12 protein-coding genes and 2 tRNA genes are annotated in these 19,562 nt (G+C 32.3%); 10 read left to right on the top strand and 4 right to left on the bottom strand.

The window, feature by feature from the left end; translation table 11 throughout:
* The first annotated feature begins 109 nt into the window (after nt 1–109).
* The 3 genes from M0M57_RS13455 to M0M57_RS13465 all read left to right on the top strand — a co-directional run bounded on the left by M0M57_RS13455 (nt 110) and on the right by M0M57_RS13465 (nt 6,492).
* Nucleotides 110–1,531 carry an RtcB family protein gene (locus tag M0M57_RS13455; protein ID WP_248433553.1) on the top strand — a complete coding sequence of 474 codons (1,422 nt, stop codon included), beginning with the start codon at nt 110–112 and terminating at the stop codon, nt 1,529–1,531.
* Nucleotides 1,532–1,846: 315 nt separating this feature from the next.
* Nucleotides 1,847–6,139 carry a hypothetical protein gene (locus M0M57_RS13460; protein ID WP_248433554.1) on the top strand — a complete coding sequence of 1,431 codons (4,293 nt, stop codon included), beginning with the start codon at nt 1,847–1,849 and terminating at the stop codon, nt 6,137–6,139.
* A 113-nt stretch (nt 6,140–6,252) separates the two neighbouring features.
* Complete coding sequence (locus M0M57_RS13465) at nt 6,253–6,492, top strand: hypothetical protein (protein ID WP_248433555.1); 240 nt, start codon at nt 6,253–6,255, stop codon at nt 6,490–6,492.
* A gap of 56 nt (nt 6,493–6,548) precedes the next feature.
* On the opposite strand, the gene M0M57_RS13470 is transcribed toward M0M57_RS13465, so the two are convergent.
* Complete coding sequence (locus M0M57_RS13470; RefSeq protein ID WP_248433556.1) at nt 6,549–7,676, bottom strand: FG-GAP repeat domain-containing protein; 1,128 nt, start codon at nt 7,674–7,676, stop codon at nt 6,549–6,551.
* A gap of 226 nt (nt 7,677–7,902) precedes the next feature.
* Between M0M57_RS13470 and M0M57_RS13475 the strand changes: the two genes are divergently transcribed.
* From M0M57_RS13475 to M0M57_RS13495, 5 genes are all read left to right on the top strand, one after another.
* On the top strand, nt 7,903–8,256 hold the full coding sequence (locus M0M57_RS13475; protein WP_248433557.1) for a bleomycin resistance protein: 354 nt from the start codon (nt 7,903–7,905) through the stop codon (nt 8,254–8,256).
* A 940-nt stretch (nt 8,257–9,196) separates the two neighbouring features.
* Nucleotides 9,197–9,268, top strand: a tRNA-Asn gene (locus tag M0M57_RS13480).
* Nucleotides 9,269–9,767: 499 nt separating this feature from the next.
* Nucleotides 9,768–9,818: transfer RNA gene (locus M0M57_RS13485), tRNA-OTHER, on the top strand.
* A gap of 340 nt (nt 9,819–10,158) precedes the next feature.
* The gene (locus M0M57_RS13490) at nt 10,159–11,256 is read left to right on the top strand and encodes a slipin family protein (protein WP_248433558.1); all 1,098 of its coding nucleotides are present in this window, start codon (nt 10,159–10,161) and stop codon (nt 11,254–11,256) included.
* Nucleotides 11,257–11,504: 248 nt separating this feature from the next.
* Nucleotides 11,505–12,053, top strand: coding sequence for a 3'-5' exonuclease (locus M0M57_RS13495; protein WP_248433559.1), 549 nt, complete (start codon nt 11,505–11,507; stop codon nt 12,051–12,053).
* 4 nt (nt 12,054–12,057) lie between these two features.
* Here M0M57_RS13495 and M0M57_RS13500 read toward each other — a convergent pair whose 3' ends face one another.
* Nucleotides 12,058–13,386 carry an SWIM zinc finger family protein gene (locus M0M57_RS13500; protein ID WP_248433560.1) on the bottom strand — a complete coding sequence of 443 codons (1,329 nt, stop codon included), beginning with the start codon at nt 13,384–13,386 and terminating at the stop codon, nt 12,058–12,060.
* Between the two features lie 2 nt (nt 13,387–13,388).
* The gene (locus M0M57_RS13505; protein WP_248433561.1) at nt 13,389–16,505 is read right to left on the bottom strand and encodes a DUF6493 family protein; all 3,117 of its coding nucleotides are present in this window, start codon (nt 16,503–16,505) and stop codon (nt 13,389–13,391) included.
* Nucleotides 16,506–16,724: 219 nt separating this feature from the next.
* Between M0M57_RS13505 and M0M57_RS13510 the strand changes: the two genes are divergently transcribed.
* Together M0M57_RS13510 and M0M57_RS13515 are read left to right on the top strand one after the other, a co-directional pair.
* Entirely contained in the window at nt 16,725–17,714 is a 990-nt protein-coding gene (locus M0M57_RS13510) for an SPFH domain-containing protein (protein WP_248433563.1), read from the top strand.
* Complete coding sequence (locus M0M57_RS13515) at nt 17,711–18,634, top strand: NAD(+)/NADH kinase (RefSeq protein WP_248433565.1); 924 nt, start codon at nt 17,711–17,713, stop codon at nt 18,632–18,634. Before M0M57_RS13510 ends, M0M57_RS13515 begins: the two co-directional genes overlap by 4 nt.
* 152 nt (nt 18,635–18,786) lie before the next feature.
* Here the strand turns inward: M0M57_RS13515 and M0M57_RS13520 are convergent, their stop codons facing one another.
* A complete protein-coding gene (locus tag M0M57_RS13520) occupies nt 18,787–19,533 on the bottom strand; it encodes a maleate cis-trans isomerase family protein (protein WP_326930580.1) in 747 nt (248 codons plus the stop codon).
* Nucleotides 19,534–19,562 lie beyond the last annotated feature (29 nt).

A 19,562-nucleotide genomic window follows, 5' to 3' on the forward strand; every position in this document is an offset into this window, starting at 1 on the left:
ATATTTTACTACGCAAAATAATTGCGTAGCAATGCTTAAATCTTTGTAACAGAAAATCAACCCGACTGTTGCAACGGACAACAGTCGGGTTCACAAAAGGAAAGAAAACATGAACACACCAATCAACGGAAACGATTTATTAGCCTTGGGATACGAACAAGGTTCGATCATGGGCATTGCTCTACGCATCAATAAAAAAAGAACCGGATACAACCGTGCCGAAATGATGACGCATTATGTCTCTGTTTTAGCCCAACCGGAAAACTATTTGGATGACAAAGTCTTTGGCAAATTAGCCACTGCCATCATCGAAAAAAGCAATGAAAAGCCGGAAGATTTTATTCAGTTAAATCCCGAAACCAAAGCCTATGTTGCCTATGGTTCCGATCATATTGAACAAGGTGCCATCAAACAAATGGAAATTGCCATGCAGTTACCTGTTACCGTTGCCGGAGCCTTGATGCCCGATGCTCACCAAGGCTATGGTTTGCCAATTGGAGGGGTTTTGGCCACCAACAATGCCATTATTCCGTATGGAGTGGGCGTGGATATTGGCTGCAGAATGGCACTTTCTATTTATGATATTGCAGCAGATTTCTATTTTGAAAACGAAGATAAATTCAAACGTGAATTAATTGCTCATACTAAATTTGGAGCCGGTCACGGTTTTCATGGACAGTATAAAACCGATCATGCCGTGTTGGAAAGCAAAGACTTTGACACCAATCCATTCATCAAAAACCTGAAAGACAAAGCGTGGTCGCAATTGGGTTCATCGGGAGGTGGAAATCACTTTGTGGAATTCGGTATTTTAGAATTTGCTCAAGACGATGCGGTGTTAAACATCCCGAAAGGAAACTATGTGGCGTTGTTAACCCATTCTGGTTCCAGAGGTTTTGGAGCTACGATTGCCGGACATTATACCAAACTAGCCAAAGACGTTTGCAAGTTACCCGAAGTGGCCAAAAACTTAGCCTATTTGGATTTAAACTCGCAATTGGGACAAGAATATTGGTTGGCAATGAATTTAGCCGGCGATTATGCGTCGGCTTGTCACGAAGTGATTCACGACAAAATTGCCAACGCCTTGGGAGCAACCGTTTTGGCAAAAGTGGAAAACCACCACAACTTTGCTTGGAAAGAAGTGTGGAATGGCGAAGAAGTCATCGTTCACCGAAAAGGAGCTACTCCAGCCGGAAAAGACGTGATGGGAATTATCCCTGGCAGTATGACTGCACCCGGATTTTTGGTGCGAGGAAAAGGCGAGGAGCAAGCGATTAATTCTGCCTCACACGGAGCGGGACGACAAATGAGCCGAACCCAAGCCGAAAAAACCATTACCAAAAACGCCATGCAAACCATCCTAAAGGACCACGGCGTTACCTTAATTGGTGCCGGCTTAGACGAAGCTCCAATGGCCTACAAAGACATTCATCAAGTGATGGCTGCCCAACAGGAATTGGTGGACGTAGTGGCGAAGTTTACACCGAAGTTGGTGAGAATGGCGGATGATGGGAGCCGGGAGGATTAGTTGAAGGTTGCGGGTTGCGAGTTGCGAGTTGCGGGTTGCGGGTTTCAGGTTTCAGGTTGCTTGGTAATTGGTGAGAATGTTTTTCTTACAAAGCAGTTTGTTTGAATGAACGTAACTCAGCATCTCAGCAACTCAGCCCCTCAAAAAAATGTTAATAAATCAACCGCAAAGTCAATATATTACATTGGTTTTGTGGTTGGTTTTTTGTTAAATTTGTTAAAGTATGAAAGATAAAATACTGGAATAGTTAAAAGAAAAAGAAGGCACCTTTGTTACATCTAATTTAAAATGATTAATTCATAAAATAACTTCTTTATGAGAAAAGTTCAAATACCCGACCCCTTTACTTTTAACTTTAGATTAGATGATATTATTCTAGAATTTGATTACCAAAACTTAGATAAAGAAGATTTAGATTTTATAAATTTTTCTATTGAATGTAACAAAATATATTTAGATAGTATTAAAATAATATCAAATATTTTTGCATCATTTGAGAATAAAGAAGAAGTTCTTGATTTTGTTTTTAAATCATTAAATGAAATTTATTTACAAGCACATTCCGATATTTTTAAAAAACCATTTGCGGGAGATACATTTTCTTTAAATGCTGAAAGACTCGGTTTTGTGAAATATAATAATCAAGATAATGTTGAAATAAATGCTAAAGATATCTTAGAAAGAGGAGGAGATATACTTAATATATTAATTTTTATACTTGAAAATGAGGAAGAAATCAGTCAAAAAATTGAAAAAAGCATAGTTGAGGAAGAAAAGAATTTCTATGCAGTTTGGTATTGTGCGGGAAACATTTATAGTTTTAAATCTTTCTATGAAATTCTTATTGAGGACAGAGGTTCCATATTAATTGATGAAGATTTAAATCTAACTAAAATAAAACTTTCAGACCAATCTAGATTAATTAGAACACTTTCTAGTGTTTCTGAAATAAGAGATAGAAATCATGTTAATGAATATAGTGTGTTTGCAAATGGCTTTAAAAACAAAAATATTTTTATCGAGTATAAAATTTTAAACTATAATGTTACTAATGGAAATATACATAATATAAATTTTGAGAAAAATAATGGAAGAGATGAAAATGAAATATTAGATTTTTCAAGGTATTTAAAAACAAATAAGTATTTAGAAAATTTAAACTTTGAATATTATGATGGTTTAAAATTAATCGAGATTCATAAAGTAATAATATATATTGAGAGGATTGTTAATTTTCAAATTAAAAAGAAAAATAGTTTTTCAACAGCTTTTAAAATAAATAAGCAGGAATTGATAAATTACTTATCAAGTGTAAGCAATTTAAACAACAATAGTATTGATAAAGTTATCGATGCTATAACAGAAAAAAGTGAAGAGCCCTACTTTTGGAGAAAACCTTTATACTATTTTAATGAAACAATATACTTGTCATTTTCATTATTAAGTGCACCCAATGTAGATCTATTATTTGAAAGCATCATTGAAGTAGCTAAAATTGAAAAAAAGGAAAAGATAATCAATTTTAAAAAAGAAATAATTGAAGGATTAAATATAGACAACGAGTACAAATTTGATTTAATTAATATTTCAAATGATAAACAAGAAAATAATATTGTTTATGAGTTAAGGGATTATTTTCTAATAATTGAAGTTGTTGTTTTGGAAAAAATGCCAATAGAGTCATCAGAAATTAATGATTCACTTAATTATGTTAGTGAATCTGTTGAAAAAATACAATCCAAAATACAATCTCTAAAAAAGGTTTATAAGGAAAAAGATTTTGTACCAATAATTGTTTTAAATTATTCCATCTTCTCTGGAATGTTTTTAGATGGAGTTTCAATATTTGATAAAAGATTGTTAAATAACTATTTTGTCACAGGAGAATTTCAAAGAGGAAGAATAAACTATGGTTCTAAAAGCAAAAAAAATGTAGTTTATAATATTTTCAGTTATTATGAAAATGAGGATGAGTTCAATAATGCGTTTTTAAATTTTCAAATAAAACCATTACCAATAATGGAAATATTAAGTAAGCTATACTGGAAAGAACAAGCTGTATTTCCTAATTCTGATAGGATGCAGTTATATATAGATGTGTGTGATTATGTAGATGAAAGGGAAAATCTTGAAATCAAAATCAATCAACTAAATAATGTATTGAATCTACAATACTACAACTCAAATAGTAATGATGATGATAAGTTGATTGATAAAACAATCCAATATTATTTGACTGATATTTTCAATCTTTTAGCACATAGTAAATATGAATTTGGTTTGAACAGAAATGAAATTTCAAAATCATTTCAAAAAATCAATATTAGGGGATTTGCCCATTTAATTCATTATTTTACTAATACACTAAATAATCTTGAATCAATTAAAGTAAAAAACACAAAAACTTTTAATTCAGTTAAGTTTGAAACCGAAGATACTTATAAATTGATGGATAAGTTATTAGTTGGCAATAATGTAATCAGATTATCTGAATTCAAATCAGATACTAATTTAAACAAGGTAGAGGAGAAACAAATTATTACTTTAAACCTTGAAGTGTTAGCAACAGTTACAATTACAAGATATTTACCCGAAGATTTTAATATTTTTTTGTTATCCTTAGCAATAATAAAGAACTATAAAGATAAATACAACCTACACTTTGAATTTTATAGTGCTGTCAACAACATAATTTCATCATTAAACTTCAATAATTATTATCAAACAGCAAGAAATCTTTCAGAAGAAGTACTTTTAATTTCAATAGATGAGAAAAGATTACACCGAGGATGGGGAGTTTTATTTGTGTGCTATGAGCAACAAAAAAATATATTTGATGCTTCCATTTATGGCTGTTTATATATTACAGCCATATCTTTAGAAGAAGAATTAACTTACCATGAAACTGTTGAATTATTCTTTAATGTGCTTAAATTTTCAAGAAACATATTTTCTAAACAATTAGTTCAAAGTGTGTTTAAATATTTGAAATCTATAAACCTTAAAGAATATGATGAGCAAAAAGTTCATTTAAGCTATTATCTATCTGCTTTTTTGAATTCTGATAAAAAGGATATGGAATTATTAATGGAAGACTCTTTTAATTATTTTAAATTTAAATCAAAAAAAATAATAAAATTCAATGAGAAAGGAATTTTACCTTGGTTAAATTATTTTTATAATATCAAAAGACTAATTGATGAAGGTGTAATTGATAATAGATATAATGTAGATGACTACATTGAACTATTAGAAAGTAAAGTTAGTAGTGAGCAATTTTTACCATTTAAAGAGAAACATTTTTCTAATGAAAATTTAAAAAACAACTTTATTGACTCATTAAAGAAAACATTAAACACAGCAGTGATTGATGATTTTGTTTTTGAAAATCAAAACCTTGAATTAGACATGCATAACCTTGTCAGAGAAGGCATAATTAACCATGACTTTGAAAGTATTCTTTTGTCGGGTTTCATAGCAAATGACATAAGTCCTATATACAAGAACATATATTATGAAAAGAATACTGTTGTTCCTCTTATTATGAGCAATAAAAACTTTGATTTTTTAAATAACTATTTAGACTTTATAAAAAGTAAAATCTACCTTAAAGATAATCAGTTATTCATTTACTTGTTTAATTCAAATGGAGAAGTTTATTTTTTAACCATTAATTCTAAAAAAGAGTTTACAATTACAAAAGCTAATGACTGGTCAATTAAAAAGATGAATAAATGGCAGAAAGAGAAAAAAGATTTCTACTTTAATTCTAAAAAATATTTTGATGTTAATGAACAAGAAATAGAATATAAAAATCTAATTAATGAACTATCTTATACAAATTTAGATTTAAATACTAATTCTTTTGATGAATTATTAATTTCTACAAGCATAGAACTATCAAACTTTCCAATTAATCTTATTGTAAATAATGATGAATTTCTTGGTTCAAGTTATAAATTATCAAATGTTATGTTGTTGGAATGGTTTATTGAGAATAATGAAGATTATACTCTTGAAAAGAATTTCACCTCTACTTGTTGGGCTCCAATTGAAGAAGGTGACCCTGATATAAATTATGGATATGATAAATTAAAGCATGTTCTAGAAGCTAACCAAATTAAAACAATAATAAATTTAAATTCTGAACATTTAAATTCCAATATTAATATTTTCTTTGCTCATGGAGAATTAAATGGTTCATCATTTAAAGCAATTTATAAAAGCCAAGAAAATTATAGTGCAATAATGTCAAATGAATTTTTGTTTGGAAGTGGAGATATTGCGATATTATTTGTTTGTCATTCTGGGAAGATGGATAAAAATTTCTTTTCTAATCGTGTAACATCTTTAGTTCATGAAATTATAAACTTTGGATATAAGACTGTAATTGCTCCTTGTTGGGCATTAGAAGTTACAATTCCTGAGTTTTGGCTTGATGAGTTCATCAAAAAGTTTAAAACAGGAGTTTATATTAGTGAAGCTGTTTATTATGCTAATAATGAGCTTTCTAATTATAAAGAATCTATTTCAAGTGCATACTTTGTAGCCGAAGGAAGGTTAGCAATGCACTTATACGGTAACCCTAATGTTAGAATAAAAAATTAATTGATTTTATTGTAAAATTATATTGAACTTTTTTTATTCCGAACAACCGAATCAAGAAAAAGCGATTTCAATGTTGGTTAAGATACGAGAGGAATTATACAACTTATAAATTAATGATACTCCAAAAACTCCAATTCACTTTATTTTTCCTCATCGGCTTTGCCTTATTTTGGTATGTAGCTCCTATTGGTACATCCATTTTCAAAAAGCGATTAACCAAAATCAATCCGGGTTTGGTGGAGAAAGCTCCTTGGTATTTTACGATAGTTCATTATCTCACTCGTTTCATGGCGGTGATGTGTTTGGTTTATATTGTGTTGGTTTGGTTAGGGGTTATTAAATTTCAGAGCTGAACTATAAACAAGTAAAAAGTAAAGTATTGCCAATACAATCAATCTTTCAAACAAACCTACTTCTCCCTAAAAAAAACATTCAAATAATAAACATTAAAATCATCAGAATTGGCGATAACAATGTCTAGCCAGCCGTCGCCATTTAAATCGCCAACGGTTACACCATAGGTGAGGGAGGCTCTTTCGGTTAGATTGATTTCTTCAAAATTAGTTCCATCACGATTCATAAAAACGGTATTTGGTTTTCCGTAATTGCCGGTCACGATATCTATAAAACCGTCTTTATTAAAATCGGCTAGGGCAATGCTGTAGGTGTCCGTATCGTCTCGACCAAATGAGCGTGTTTCGCTGAAGGTGAAATTCTTATTTCCAAAGTAAATTATATTGGCTCCATTAATATTTCCGGTAACAATATCCAACATGCCGTCGTTATTCATGTCGGCAATGGCAACCGAACGGGTTTCAAATGTTCCGGTGCCAAAATCAAGTTTTTTTTCAAATTGGCGTTTGCCTTTGTTGAGGTAAATTTCATTCGGAATAGTATCTCTGTTGGCCAGAACCAAATCGGGGAGACCATCACCATTTAAATCGTGTATGGCAATGTCAATGGTTGAGTTTTTTGTGGTTTGCAATTTTACGCAATCAAAATCCAGTTTTCCATTGTTGTAGCAAATCATGTTCTGCTGACTTCTATTAGTGATGATAAAATCGATGAATCCGTTATTGTCAAGGTCGCCCAATGCCACGTTTCGAGCATTAGAAACTTCGCCAACTTCAGAATGAAATGTGAAATTTCCCGAACCATCGTTGAGGTAAATTTTATGCGGTGCGTTATCGTTTATTTCTAAAATGTCTAAATGTCCGTCGTTATTTAAGTCCACTAATTCCGCAGCATAACTGGTTGAGCTGAGGTTATCCAAAGGCTTCATCGAATTAAAACCTTTACCGGAATTATAGAATATGTAATTTGTTTCAGGCCAATGTCGTCCATTTGCCACAACGGCATCCATCTTTCCATCCTTATTAATGTCGCCTAGACTAATCGATGCAGTTCGTTGTTTTTGTAAGCCAAAACTAAATCTTGGTTCTTCTGAATTCATATCATTAATCGAATAAAAACCACGGTCTTGAGCAAAGGATAGTAGAGAATTGAAGAGCAAGAAGAAGTAAATGAGTTTTTTCATAGTTGAATTTTTGATGGGTTATGGTTGTTAACTTACATTATAAAATCACTTTACAACTGCATTTTCATTCGTTATTATTGAAATTATTCTTTTCAATTTTAATGCAAGATATTGAATTAATTAGAGATATGTGATTTCATATCATGACAAAAGATGTAAATTTAAAAGGAGGTTATTTTATTTAGTTTTTTGTATTTTCGAATATATAATAAATACAATAACTAACATGCTCACAGCAATCCACCCAAAATTACCAATGCGGGATAAAACTATCACCATACGGTATTATACTGAAAAGTTAGGTTTCAAAATCTTCGGAAGTCACGATTATCCCGAGTATTTGATGGTTGAAAAAGATAGCATTCAAATTCATTTTTTTCTGTTTGCAGACCTCGATCCTGAACAAAATTATGGCCAGGTTTACCTACGTGTGAATCAAATTGATAATTTTTATCAAACCCTATTAGACAATAAAGTGAGAATTCATCCGAATGGTTTACTAGAAAAAAAGCCTTGGGGGCAACGAGAGTTTTCACTTTTGGATCCCGACAGTAATTTGTTGACGTTTGGCGAAGGATGACAATTATAATCATCTGTCAATCACAAAAAATTAAGTCACTCAAACCAGCCCATTTGTTTTATTCCATCTTTTTTTTCTACATTTGCCCCATCATGAAAAACACAAACCAACATAGAAACAGTATCCTTTCGATAGAAAGTGATCGTTTATTCGGGAAAAATCCGGGTAAATTTATGGGACGTGGGGTTTGTTTTGAAGAAAAATTGAATTGATTTTGACATAAAAACAGCTAAATATACACAAACGTCCTTTGCAAAAAGGGCGTTTTTTTGTTTTAATACCGATTGAAAATGAAAAAAATGAAAAATAATTTAAAAAAATGTTTCACAAGTAACCAAATGATTGAATCATAACCTTGAAAAGTAACCAAATGAGAGACAGTCATTTGACAATTTCATCGAATCTGTAGCAATACGGACAGGATTTTTATTGTGTAAAAATAGATTTAAGTAATTGATAATCAGTAAAATAAATCAATTTTTTATTTGGAAGTTAGTTTTTTTTGACTTTATCTTTGCGGAGGAATTTTTGATGGGGCAATTCGATAATTTGTCAATATGTCAATTAGAAAATTAATCCTTTTACCAATAATTAGAAAATAAATAATTTTTATAAAAAATAGAATATGCGTTATTCAAATAAAATAGATAGTAACAAAGATCATAACTCAAGTTTTGAGTTCGGATTTGATAATAAACAGGTGCAAGAGAGCAGGCAGTTGGAATAATAGTATTCCAATGTAATGATACGAAGCACCTTTGATGAGGTGCTTTTTTTATGTCTAATAATTTGAATACAGATTTTAAAAATTAGAATAATGCAATCAATTTAAATCATTTAAAATCAGTGTAATCCGTGGCGAAAAAATAGAATGCGGATGAAACGGATTGGCTTTGCCAAACATGGATTGTAACGGATTTTATAAAGAAAAGAGAATAATGATTTTGTAGCTCAATGGTAGAGCGGTTGATTGTTAATCAAAAGGTTACAGGTTCAAGTCCTGTCAAAATCGCAAATAGTTCTGTAGAAAGGAACCGGCTTATTGGTCCCGATAATTATCGGGATGCCCGACTGTCTCTCGGGCACCACGAGTTCGATTCTCGTATAAGCCGCAAAACTGGGAAGATAACAGTGGTTGTTTACCCGCCTTGGACGCAGGAGGTCGCAGGTTCTCCCGATGGCTATCGGGATTGCTTCCCAGACAAATTTTATTCTACGCAGAATAATTGCGTAGTTATTTAGAAATCTTTGTTTAACAAACAAGTTCTTTGAATATAAAGATTATTAGATTTCTTCCGCCACGGCGGACAGGTCTCACGTCGAAATGACAAATGGAAGTAAAATACTAACCAAGTCCTGTTGCGTGTTTCTGTATAGCACCATTGCAGTATTCGTTTCGCTTTGGCGAATGATGTTGTACTGTGCAACTTGAGTTGGAGGTTTCGGTGGTTTGCCAAAAAATCATCGCCACTAACGGTCGTGGGTTCGACTCCCATTCCGCCTAGGCGGATAGCTCAGTTGGTTAGAGCATTAGTTTTGGTTACGTAGGTTCGAATCCTACACACAACATTTAATTGTGTTTGACAGAGGATGTCACCCAGCAGTCTTGAAAACTGTTCACCGAGTTTCATTCACTCACCAAAAGAATGAAAAGTAAAACTGTTGGTCTTTGTTGGTGATGGGTTTATTCGTAAACCAATCACACTCCAAAAAAGACCTGAATGAAGACGACGTTCTCGCAACTGTTTTTTTGCTTTTTGCTTTGCCTGAAAGAAGTGATTTCTTTTAGAAAATAAGATAGAAACCAATCAAATACTTACGTAAACCTCCTTTATTCCGTCCTTTTTTTGAGGACATAGATCAATGGTTTTTTATAAATAAACAAACAAAAAACGAAATAAAATGATTAGAAAAATTACAATTAATGCCTATCAAGTAGGATTGGTATTTAGAAACAGAAAATTAGAAAGAGTGTTGCAAGAAGGCGAATTCTGGATTTTGGGCAAAAGAGAAATTATGGTGTATGAAATGAAACAATCTTTCGTAGCACCAATTGAATTAGCCATTTTATTGCAAAATGAAACCTTAGCTTCTTTGTTAGAAATTGTTGAAGTAGGCGATGCTGAAATTGCCTTGTACTTTGTCAACGGTATTTTTAGCGAAGTCTTGACCACCGGAAGATATGCTTTCTGGAAAGGTTATAAAGAAAATAGTTTCATTAAAGTGGATTTGTCTAAAGTTGAAATCACAGAAGCTGTGAATCAAGCACTTTTGGAAAACAGTAAGTTGAGAGCTTATATCAAAATATTTCAAGTGATGAACTATGAAAAAGGTTTATTGTTTGTAAACGGAACTTTTGTAAAAGAGTTACAAGCAGGAACATATTATTTCTGGAATAACACAATTTCTGTTGAGGTGAAAACCGCTGATGTCAGAATGCAACAAATGGAAATTTCCGGTCAAGAATTGTTAACCAAAGACAAAGCAGCCTTGAGAATTAACTTTTTTGTGAGATACCAAGTGGTCAACATTACAAGAGCGTTGGTTGAAAACAAAGATTTTGAAAAACAATTGTATGTATTGATGCAGTTAGCGTTACGAGCTTTTGTAGGAAGTTTTACTTTAGATGAATTGTTGAGCAGAAAAGATACGATTGCTCAAGATATTTTAGAGCAAACCGACTTGAAAAGCGATGCGTTAGGATTGAAAATCAGTGATGCCGGAATTAGAGATATTATCTTGCCGGGTGATATGAAAGAAATCATGAACCAAGTGTTGGTGGCCGAAAAGAAAGCCCAAGCCAACAGCATCATGCGAAGAGAAGAAACAGCTGCCATGAGAAGCTTGTTGAACACCGCCAAATTAATGGAGGATAATGAAATGTTGTGGAAATTGAAAGAGATGGAATACGTAGAGAAAATTGCCGATAAAATTGGTGAGATCACCGTATCCGGAAGCGGAAACATCATTGGACAATTAAAAGACATTTTTGTAAAATAACCGAAACCCTGAAAACATTTTTTCGGGGTTTCTTTAAAACCAAGAAAAGATGGAAGATAATAATAACAACATAGATTTTATGGATTTTTTGAAAATAGCTATATTAGTTATCAAAATATTTGCTTTTGCTGCAAGCTGTAATTAAAAGCAAAATGGAGTTTTGGATTAAAAATTCAGAATAGAATTCAACACTGAATTCACAAATTAATAATTAAAAATCACGAAGGCTTTGAGCCTCAAAAAACAAAATGAAAACAACAGAAAAAATAATCGTAATCGATTTAGAAGCCACTTGCTGGAACGGAGAAATTCCGAAAGGGCAAGTGAATGAAATCATAGAAATCGGTATTTGTGAATTAAATACAAAAACCGGAATGATTTCCAAAAACAAAGGCATATTAATCCAACCCGAACGTTCGGTAGTGAGTCCATTTTGCACGGAATTAACTACCATCACACAAGAACTATTGGATAGGGAGGGTGTGAGTTTTGAAGAAGCTATCGAGATGCTTGAACGTGACTATCAACCAGACCAATACACATGGGCTAGCTATGGTCAGTATGATTTGAATATGCTTAAAAAACAATGCAAACTCAGAAATGTGCATTACCCGCTAGGCAGCCATCACATCAATGTGAAAGAATTGTTTAGTGAAGTCCGTGGTATGCATAAGAAAGTTGGCATGAACGGAGCTTTAGCACTATTGAATCTTCCATTAGAAGGTACACATCACCGAGGAGTAGATGATGCTAAGAATATTGCTAAGATTTTGCATTGGTGTTTAGGGGAAGAGTGATAAACTATTCCCCTATCATTTTTACACCCAAAATATGTTTACAAATACCTCTTTTTCCTTGATAGGTTGTAAACCAATCGCAGGTGCAATGTTGGTTATTGCCATCTAAAATAACCCGATGTGTTACACCAGTTCCTTTTACATTGGCTTCGATGTAATTGTGTCGTTTTGTTACTATTTGGATGTCATCATTATCAATTAATTTTTTTGCGTTTTTTAAACGTGGATTAAGACTTAGAATTCTTTCTGTTTTAAATGGTAATCGTCTATAAAAGTGATTTCTTTGTGTAATATCATATCCCAATAATCCCATTGATGATAGACTGGCTGTCAAATTCTCCATTGTTTTAAAATCGATATCATTTTCTAATGAAAGTAGGGTAGGGTCAAAAGATTCATTTGATTTTAATAGACTATTTAAACCATAAATCCACTCGACGGGTAAATTTTCAGACATGTTTTCCAATGCTTTTCCTTCTCCTGAAAAACCACGGTAAGCATCAGGAGAAAAGGCCATAAGTAATTGCATTTTTCCAAATTCTGCAACCACTGCACAAGTTTCCTTATCCATAGATTCATAAATCATAATTTTCTCAACAATCGGTAGAATTCCTTCCAATAGTCGAAGTCTATGAATTCCGCCAATTCTGGTACTATCTATCGTTGATAAAGTTGAAAACATAAATTTATCGGCTCTTTTAGTAATATAGAATTCTCCTTTTACATTTCCTTTAGGAAGGTTTTGAAAAAGTTGAATGGTTTGTATTTTAGACAATTCAAATTTCAATTCCATATCAGCTAAATAGAGTTGAACACTCGTTAATCCTTTTATCCAGCGGGTTGGAAGTGTAATTTTTTTTTCTACTACTTTCGTTTTGGTGGTTATCACTTGAACGTCGTGTTGACCTACAGCAAGCGTTACCTTTTCATTTTTTTGTATTGCATTTAAAGCATTCAGCATAGGTTCATTAAAATCAACATTGGTCGTTCCTGATGCAATGAATTCTCCATCAATTGCTTCCGGTTTCATGTCTAAGCGAACATAAACGCCATTGCAGGATGAGAAACCTTCAAACCGAAGTCGTTCTGCACCGGCAGACACAATTGGATCGCGAAGACTTGGCGGAATCGGACCAAAACTGGATCGAACCACTTTTGCAATGGTGCTCCAACATTTGGCAGTAATATAGGGTTCTGTTAAACTACCCCAAAAAAAGCATGGAATTGTATTTACTTCTTCAATTTCTGATTGATGAGCCATTACCAAATTATTAATTCCTTTGGTTTTATTGAGAGTAGAAATACTTTGATATTTATATTGTAAATCATTCATAGCTAAGAGATTGGTAGTTGTTTGATTAATTGTTTTAATGAATTGTTCTCTTTGTGTTTTTCAAAAAAAGCGATACTTTCAGAAGAAGGCTTACTATTTGTTTTTAGCGTAACATCCACATAATTTTCAACCATTTTTTTAAAGTTTGTAGGCAATTTATCTTTGATAACGAATCGTTTAAAAATCCCATCTAATACTAAAAATAAAGCGGCATTATGTTGAGGCGAAGTATCTTTTAACGCTATAACTCCGTCAACCATTCGCAGTAAAACACCATATTTATTTGAAACTAATAAGGCTATTTTTTCAGAAAAAGTATGTATGTCAATTGCTTGTTTTTCTACTAAATTAATTAAAACCTCAGAAGCCAATAACCTAACTTCTTTTTTTTCTTGAAAAAAACAACAAGCAAAAACGAGTAAGGAGGTATCAGTAAATTGAAATCCATTCTGGTTTATTACATTTAAAAAACCTTTTAACTCATTGTTTGTTCCATCGGCAGTTTTGCAGTTTTTTTTCAGCAAAAGACAAGCCAATGGTTCGTTATTTTGGGGCATTAGGCTATTCCAGTAATATGTGTTTTCGTCGGAATTCAAAACATATTCAGAATGCCAAGTATATCTTTCTTTTTTGGGATGCAAATCTAAATTATAAATAAAATTTCTAGGAACCGATTTTTCAACTGGAAGGTTGTATCGTAACTCCGTCCAAGATGGCGAACGTTCCAATTCCTTTGTTTGATAATTTTTCCACTCATTCCATTTCTCTTTAAATTCAATTTTTGGGACAAAAGGAGCTGTTACAAAAGGAATTTCCTTGAGTTCGGTTTTTTCAAAATCATTAAAAGTATCATTTGGATAAAAAGTTCGTGCAGCCACAGCCCAAAGTGCTAATTTTTCTGCGTTTTGCGAATTTCCGGTTGCTTTTTGAAAAAGTTTTGATAATAGTGAAGTCGAATTGTTATTGATTTTAAGTTCATTTGAAGTACCTAAACAATACGCCATTAATTCCTTCATTTCAGGATTTAATTTATCTAATAAAGGAATTGCCTTTTCCACATTTTCACGTGGCATTCTGCTAATGGCAATACTTAAATCAACCATGTCAATATTTTCATTAGCAGATTCGTATTGAATTAATCTGTTCAAAAGTGTTTTTGGTTCAATCCAATGCGGCTTGTGGGTTGGTAACGAAAGTAAAGGTAACGTTGAGTTTTTATTATTCTTTTGTAACGTAATTTCGATTAATGGTTTAATTAATTTTAAAGTTGTAAGCGAAATATATTCTTTGTCTTCAATTTTATATACAAGATTTTTGTTTGGGATTTTATTTATAAGTAAATTTTTGACATAATTTTTCAAAACACTATTAAAATAAGTTTTATCCAATTGTTTTAAATAAGGTTGCAATTGCTTACTATAATCATCTGGAAATAAATCTCTTTGCGTAATGAAGATATTTAAGATAATTTCTGAATCAATGACATCATCTGAAGAAATAAAACGTCCAATTTGCATAAGAATATCGTTCCAATCTTTTGGTAATTCAACTTCTTCAACAAGATAATTTTCTCTTTGCGGATGATATTGATACGCGGCAGAGAAGGTTTCGTTTTCAAGAATTATCTCTTCGCTTAAGAATTTACTCAAAAGTGGTTTAATACTTCCTTGTAAATAAGAAGAATAAGATTCTAATTTTTCGGTGAGTGTTTTATCTTTTTCATTGCCAATTTTTATGAGTAATTTCGTTGTTCTTTCTTGTAAGTTCAAATCCGGAATCACATAGATGTCCACTATTAAAGAAGCAATTTGTTTGTTTAATTTAGCATTGGATTTACTTAATTTTTCTAACACCATTAAGCTTGATTTGATGGCGTTTTTACAATCATTTCGCATCATCAAACTTTCTAACCATTCCAAATAGATTTTTGTTTTAAATTTTGGATGGTCAAACAATTTCTTGATTAACTCTGCCCCGTAATTAACAATAGTTGGATTAGAATTATGAAAAAATGTAAATATATATTCTTGAAAAGGAATTAATTCATCTGATGATGGATTTATGTCTGTTAATAGCTTTCTAAAAAACAGTTTCAGATTATTGTTCCAATCTTTGGTTTGAATAAGAATTGCATTTTCAATAAATGTTTTTTTATCTAACTTATTTTCTTCTAATAGTTGCAAAAATAAAATTGACCAAGTATTGAATTCTCTGTAACTTGCCGTTTCATTTTCTCTAAATGTACTATTTTGAATGTTAGTTTCATAATTATACAATTGAGGAACATCCCTTTCGTAGGCAGTTTTATCATTTACGAGAAACAAAATAAATTCCCGCGGTTTAACTTTTCCGTGCCAACTATTAAATCGTGATAAACAAAGTGTAAAAAGTTCAGGATTATAGGATAAAAAATCATTTTCTTCAAGAAAACGTAAAGAGTTATAATCAAAACTAATCCAATCATTTTTTCTGAACCTATCCAACAGAAAAAACTCTATCCATGTAGGTTTTGCCCATTGAAGAATTTCTAAAATGTGTGGTTCATTTGCTTTTTCCAAAACAGAAAACACCTCTTCAAATGAAATTATATCTGTTTTGTCAAACGTGGCCATTGCACTAAGAGAGATTATTTCTGTAATCTTTTCATCACCTCTAATTCCCCAACGCCATTCATTCCTCTTAAATTTCGCACCGGGTTCAAGGTTCAAATCAACATAGGTCATCCAATATCGTTTATTTTTTTTGATGTGTTTACGAATTGGTTCTAAATTTCCTTTTGTATATTTAATCAAAAAAGGAAGTAAAAGAGTTACATCCTTACGTTTAATAATGTCGTCATATTCTTCCAGAATGGCACTTATATTTGTTACTTTTCCGGTTTTAGCATCAATTTTATCTTTAATAGCAACTTCTCCTGTTTCTGAATATCCTTTCTTAAGTTTTTCATTTACAAGTTTTTCGGCTATTTTAAGACAAAGTTCATCACTCTCAAATGATTTGATTTGTGATACACCTGAAGTTCCATTTTTGCCGTAGGTAACAGTATATTGATTTCCTTTAACTTCAATTTGCCAAAATTTATCTGAATTTCCGTCAATGTACTTGAGATGTTTATTCATATAATTATAAGATTATAGCGATATTTTTAAAATAGTAAATATCTAAAATATTTATTGAATTTAATAAATGAAGCATTTTTTTTGTTTGTTAATTTCTAACATTTTTTACTGAAAATTCATTTACTATTCTTTTTTGATTCTTACATTAATTTGTATAGCTTTGATTTCGATAAAAACCACAAACCTATGTTCGGTATAAAACACATCAAATTTGATTCAATGACTTACGTTCTTCAATTCTCGAATGGAAAGATTTCGAGAGAAGGTAGAGGTCTTTCTTTTTTCTATTTTGCTCCTAATAGTTCCATTGTTGCGATTCCGATGGGAAGTAATGATTTGCCGTTTATTTTTAATGAATCGACGAATGACTATCAAACAGTGACGATTCAAGGTCAAATTAGTTATAAAATAAGCAATCCGAAAACATTGGCCGATGTTCTTGATTTTACCGTTACTGATATCGGACAATATAAAAAAAATGATATTGAGAAATTGAATCAGCGAATTATTAACGAAGCACAAACCGCGACTTCCTCTTATATTCATGAAATTAAATTGAAAGATGCCATTCGATCTGCCAAAACGATTGAGGATAGAATTTTGGAAGGTTTAAAAGTATCACCGGCAATTACTATGCTTGGAATTGAAATTTTAGGAGCCAATATTTTAGCCATTCAAGCTACACCTGAAATGGCGAGAGCATTGGAAACTGAAACCCGTGAACAGTTGCAACAAGAAGCCGACCAAGCCATTTATGAACGCAGAAATTTTGCTGTAGAGCAGGAGCGAAGAATTAGAGAAACCGAATTGAATACCGAAATTGCTGTGGAAGAAAAGCAAAAGCAAATTGCTGAAAAGAAAATGGAGTCGGATGTTCAAAAAGCAGATAACGACAGAAAACTCCGTGAAATGAAACTCGAAGCAGATATTGCTGTTGAAAATCAACGAAAATTATTAATCGAGCAACAAACGGCCAACGATAAAAAAGAAGCTGAAACGCAAGGTTTTGTAATTGAAACGACTTTAAAACCTTATAAAGATATTGACTGGAAGATTTTAACAGCTTTGAATAATAACCCGGATCCGAAATTTAATATTGCTCTCGCTTTCAGACAACTTGCCGAAAATGCTGATAAAATTGGGAATTTAAATATTAGCCCGGAACTTCTAGAATCTATTTTAAGTGATAAGCGAGAAATTAAAAAATGAGTATCGAATACGCTATAATTGTCAAGAATAAAACTCGACTTGAGGCCTTAATTGAACGATTTAACACAAAGGCTCAAGCCAAGTTTTATATCGAAAGTCTAGGTGGAAATTTTGATGACTATGTTCGTGAACATGAAACTTTTCATCATGCGTTGGTTGAATTGCAAACTCAGCTTTCAAAAGTTGTAAAAAACAAAACTATTGAACGATTATATCTTCCATCATTTTTATTTTCTGAAAAGAATTTGATTATTGTAATTGGCCAAGATGGGTTGGTTGCAAACACAGCTAAATATTCTAAAGGATGTCCGATAGTAGCCGTAAATCCTGATAAAGAAAGATATGATGGTGTATTGTTACCGTTTGATACTTCTGATTTTTTGGTTGGTGTTGAACAAGTTATTTCGAAACAATTCCAATCAAAAACTATGCGATTTGCAGAAGCAAAGTTGAATGACGGACAACGACTTTTAGCATTTAATGATCTGTTTATTGGAGCTTCTTCTCATGTTTCTGCTCGTTATAAAATTGCCTTTAATAAATTAAGCGAAGAACATTCCTCCAGCGGATTAATTGTTTCAACACCGGCAGGTTCTACAGGATGGTTGAGCTCTGTTTTTAATATGGCGTATGGTGTAGCAGGAATGTTTGAAAAAAATCTTAAACCAAAAAAACCCAAACTGAAGGATAATGAATTGTTATTTGCTGTTCGAGAACCGTTTCAAAGTATTAGAACGCAAACCGGAATTACGACCGGAATAATTAAAGGTCAAAATCATTTGACTATCGAATCCTTAATGCCGACTGGCGGAATTATTTTTAGTGATGGAATTGAATCTGATTTTCTAAAATTTAATAGTGGTTCAATTGTAACTATTGGCATTGCAGCTGAAACAGCTAACATCGTATTAAAAAAGTAGAAATTAATTGTGATTTTTAATTTTCACGATTGTTATAAATACAAAAGCGAGAATTGGAATTGATAAAGCAAAATATATTCCAAACCATTTCAGCAGCATAATTCCCATCAACAAAAACAAGAAAAATTTGATTTTGTATGTTATGAACTTTTTCAATATTTTCCACTCAACAATTCGCCACCAATACTTGATTTAGCTTCTATTCCTAACTTTTTCATCATTTCATAAGTCGTACAAACTGCAGCGGAAGTCACCGGGATTCCGCATTCTACCTGAATTGAATCAATAGCTTCTAACGAAGGCATTTGTACACAGGCTGAAACAACTAAAACATCAACGTCAGCTAAATCCAATTGTTTGTATATTTCCAATAAATTCATAGGATTTTGAGCCGCTACTTCTAAATTATCAGGAATTTCAAGAGCGATGCTTTCTTTCACTTTAATACCTTGGTGTTCGATATAATCTACAACCATATCCGTGAGCGGACGCATATATGGGGTTATAATCGAAATTTGTTTGGCACCCAAAACTTTCAAACCATTAATCAATGCTCCGGCAGAAGTTACAATTGGAGTAGGGAAGTCGTTTGCTACTGTTTCCTGATGCAAATTTACTTCGGAAACACAATGATAACCACGACCCATACTCATAATGGCCACTAAACAAGCATAGCCCATCACATCAACGTGGGCATCAGATAATTCTTGTGCACATTTTAGACTCATCGCATCCATTGCTTCGAGTTCTTCCTTTGTTACCTTTTTCATTCGCATGCGACTGGAATGAAAGGTAAAACGTTCTGGTAAAATAGTTTCCCTTGCTCTGAAAATAGCTGGGATTTCGGTTTCCATTGTTACGTTGGAGGAAGGGACGATTTGGCCTATTCTGTATTTCATTTTAAAAAAGTTTCAGGTTTAAAGTTTCA

This window comes from Flavobacterium azooxidireducens (assembly GCF_023195775.1).
Lineage (GTDB): Bacteria > Bacteroidota > Bacteroidia > Flavobacteriales > Flavobacteriaceae > Flavobacterium > Flavobacterium azooxidireducens.

Coding starts and splice junctions, on each gene's coding strand:
- M0M57_RS13455 (WP_248433553.1), top strand. CDS start 110: ATGAACACACCAATCAACGGAAACGATTTATTAGCCTTGGGATACGAA.
- M0M57_RS13460 (WP_248433554.1), top strand. CDS start 1,847: ATGAGAAAAGTTCAAATACCCGACCCCTTTACTTTTAACTTTAGATTA.
- M0M57_RS13465 (WP_248433555.1), top strand. CDS start 6,253: ATGATACTCCAAAAACTCCAATTCACTTTATTTTTCCTCATCGGCTTT.
- M0M57_RS13470 (WP_248433556.1), bottom strand. CDS start 7,676: ATGAAAAAACTCATTTACTTCTTCTTGCTCTTCAATTCTCTACTATCC.
- M0M57_RS13475 (WP_248433557.1), top strand. CDS start 7,903: ATGCTCACAGCAATCCACCCAAAATTACCAATGCGGGATAAAACTATC.
- M0M57_RS13490 (WP_248433558.1), top strand. CDS start 10,159: ATGATTAGAAAAATTACAATTAATGCCTATCAAGTAGGATTGGTATTT.
- M0M57_RS13495 (WP_248433559.1), top strand. CDS start 11,505: ATGAAAACAACAGAAAAAATAATCGTAATCGATTTAGAAGCCACTTGC.
- M0M57_RS13500 (WP_248433560.1), bottom strand. CDS start 13,386: ATGAATGATTTACAATATAAATATCAAAGTATTTCTACTCTCAATAAA.
- M0M57_RS13505 (WP_248433561.1), bottom strand. CDS start 16,505: ATGAATAAACATCTCAAGTACATTGACGGAAATTCAGATAAATTTTGG.
- M0M57_RS13510 (WP_248433563.1), top strand. CDS start 16,725: ATGACTTACGTTCTTCAATTCTCGAATGGAAAGATTTCGAGAGAAGGT.
- M0M57_RS13515 (WP_248433565.1), top strand. CDS start 17,711: ATGAGTATCGAATACGCTATAATTGTCAAGAATAAAACTCGACTTGAG.
- M0M57_RS13520 (WP_326930580.1), bottom strand. CDS start 19,533: ATGAAATACAGAATAGGCCAAATCGTCCCTTCCTCCAACGTAACAATG.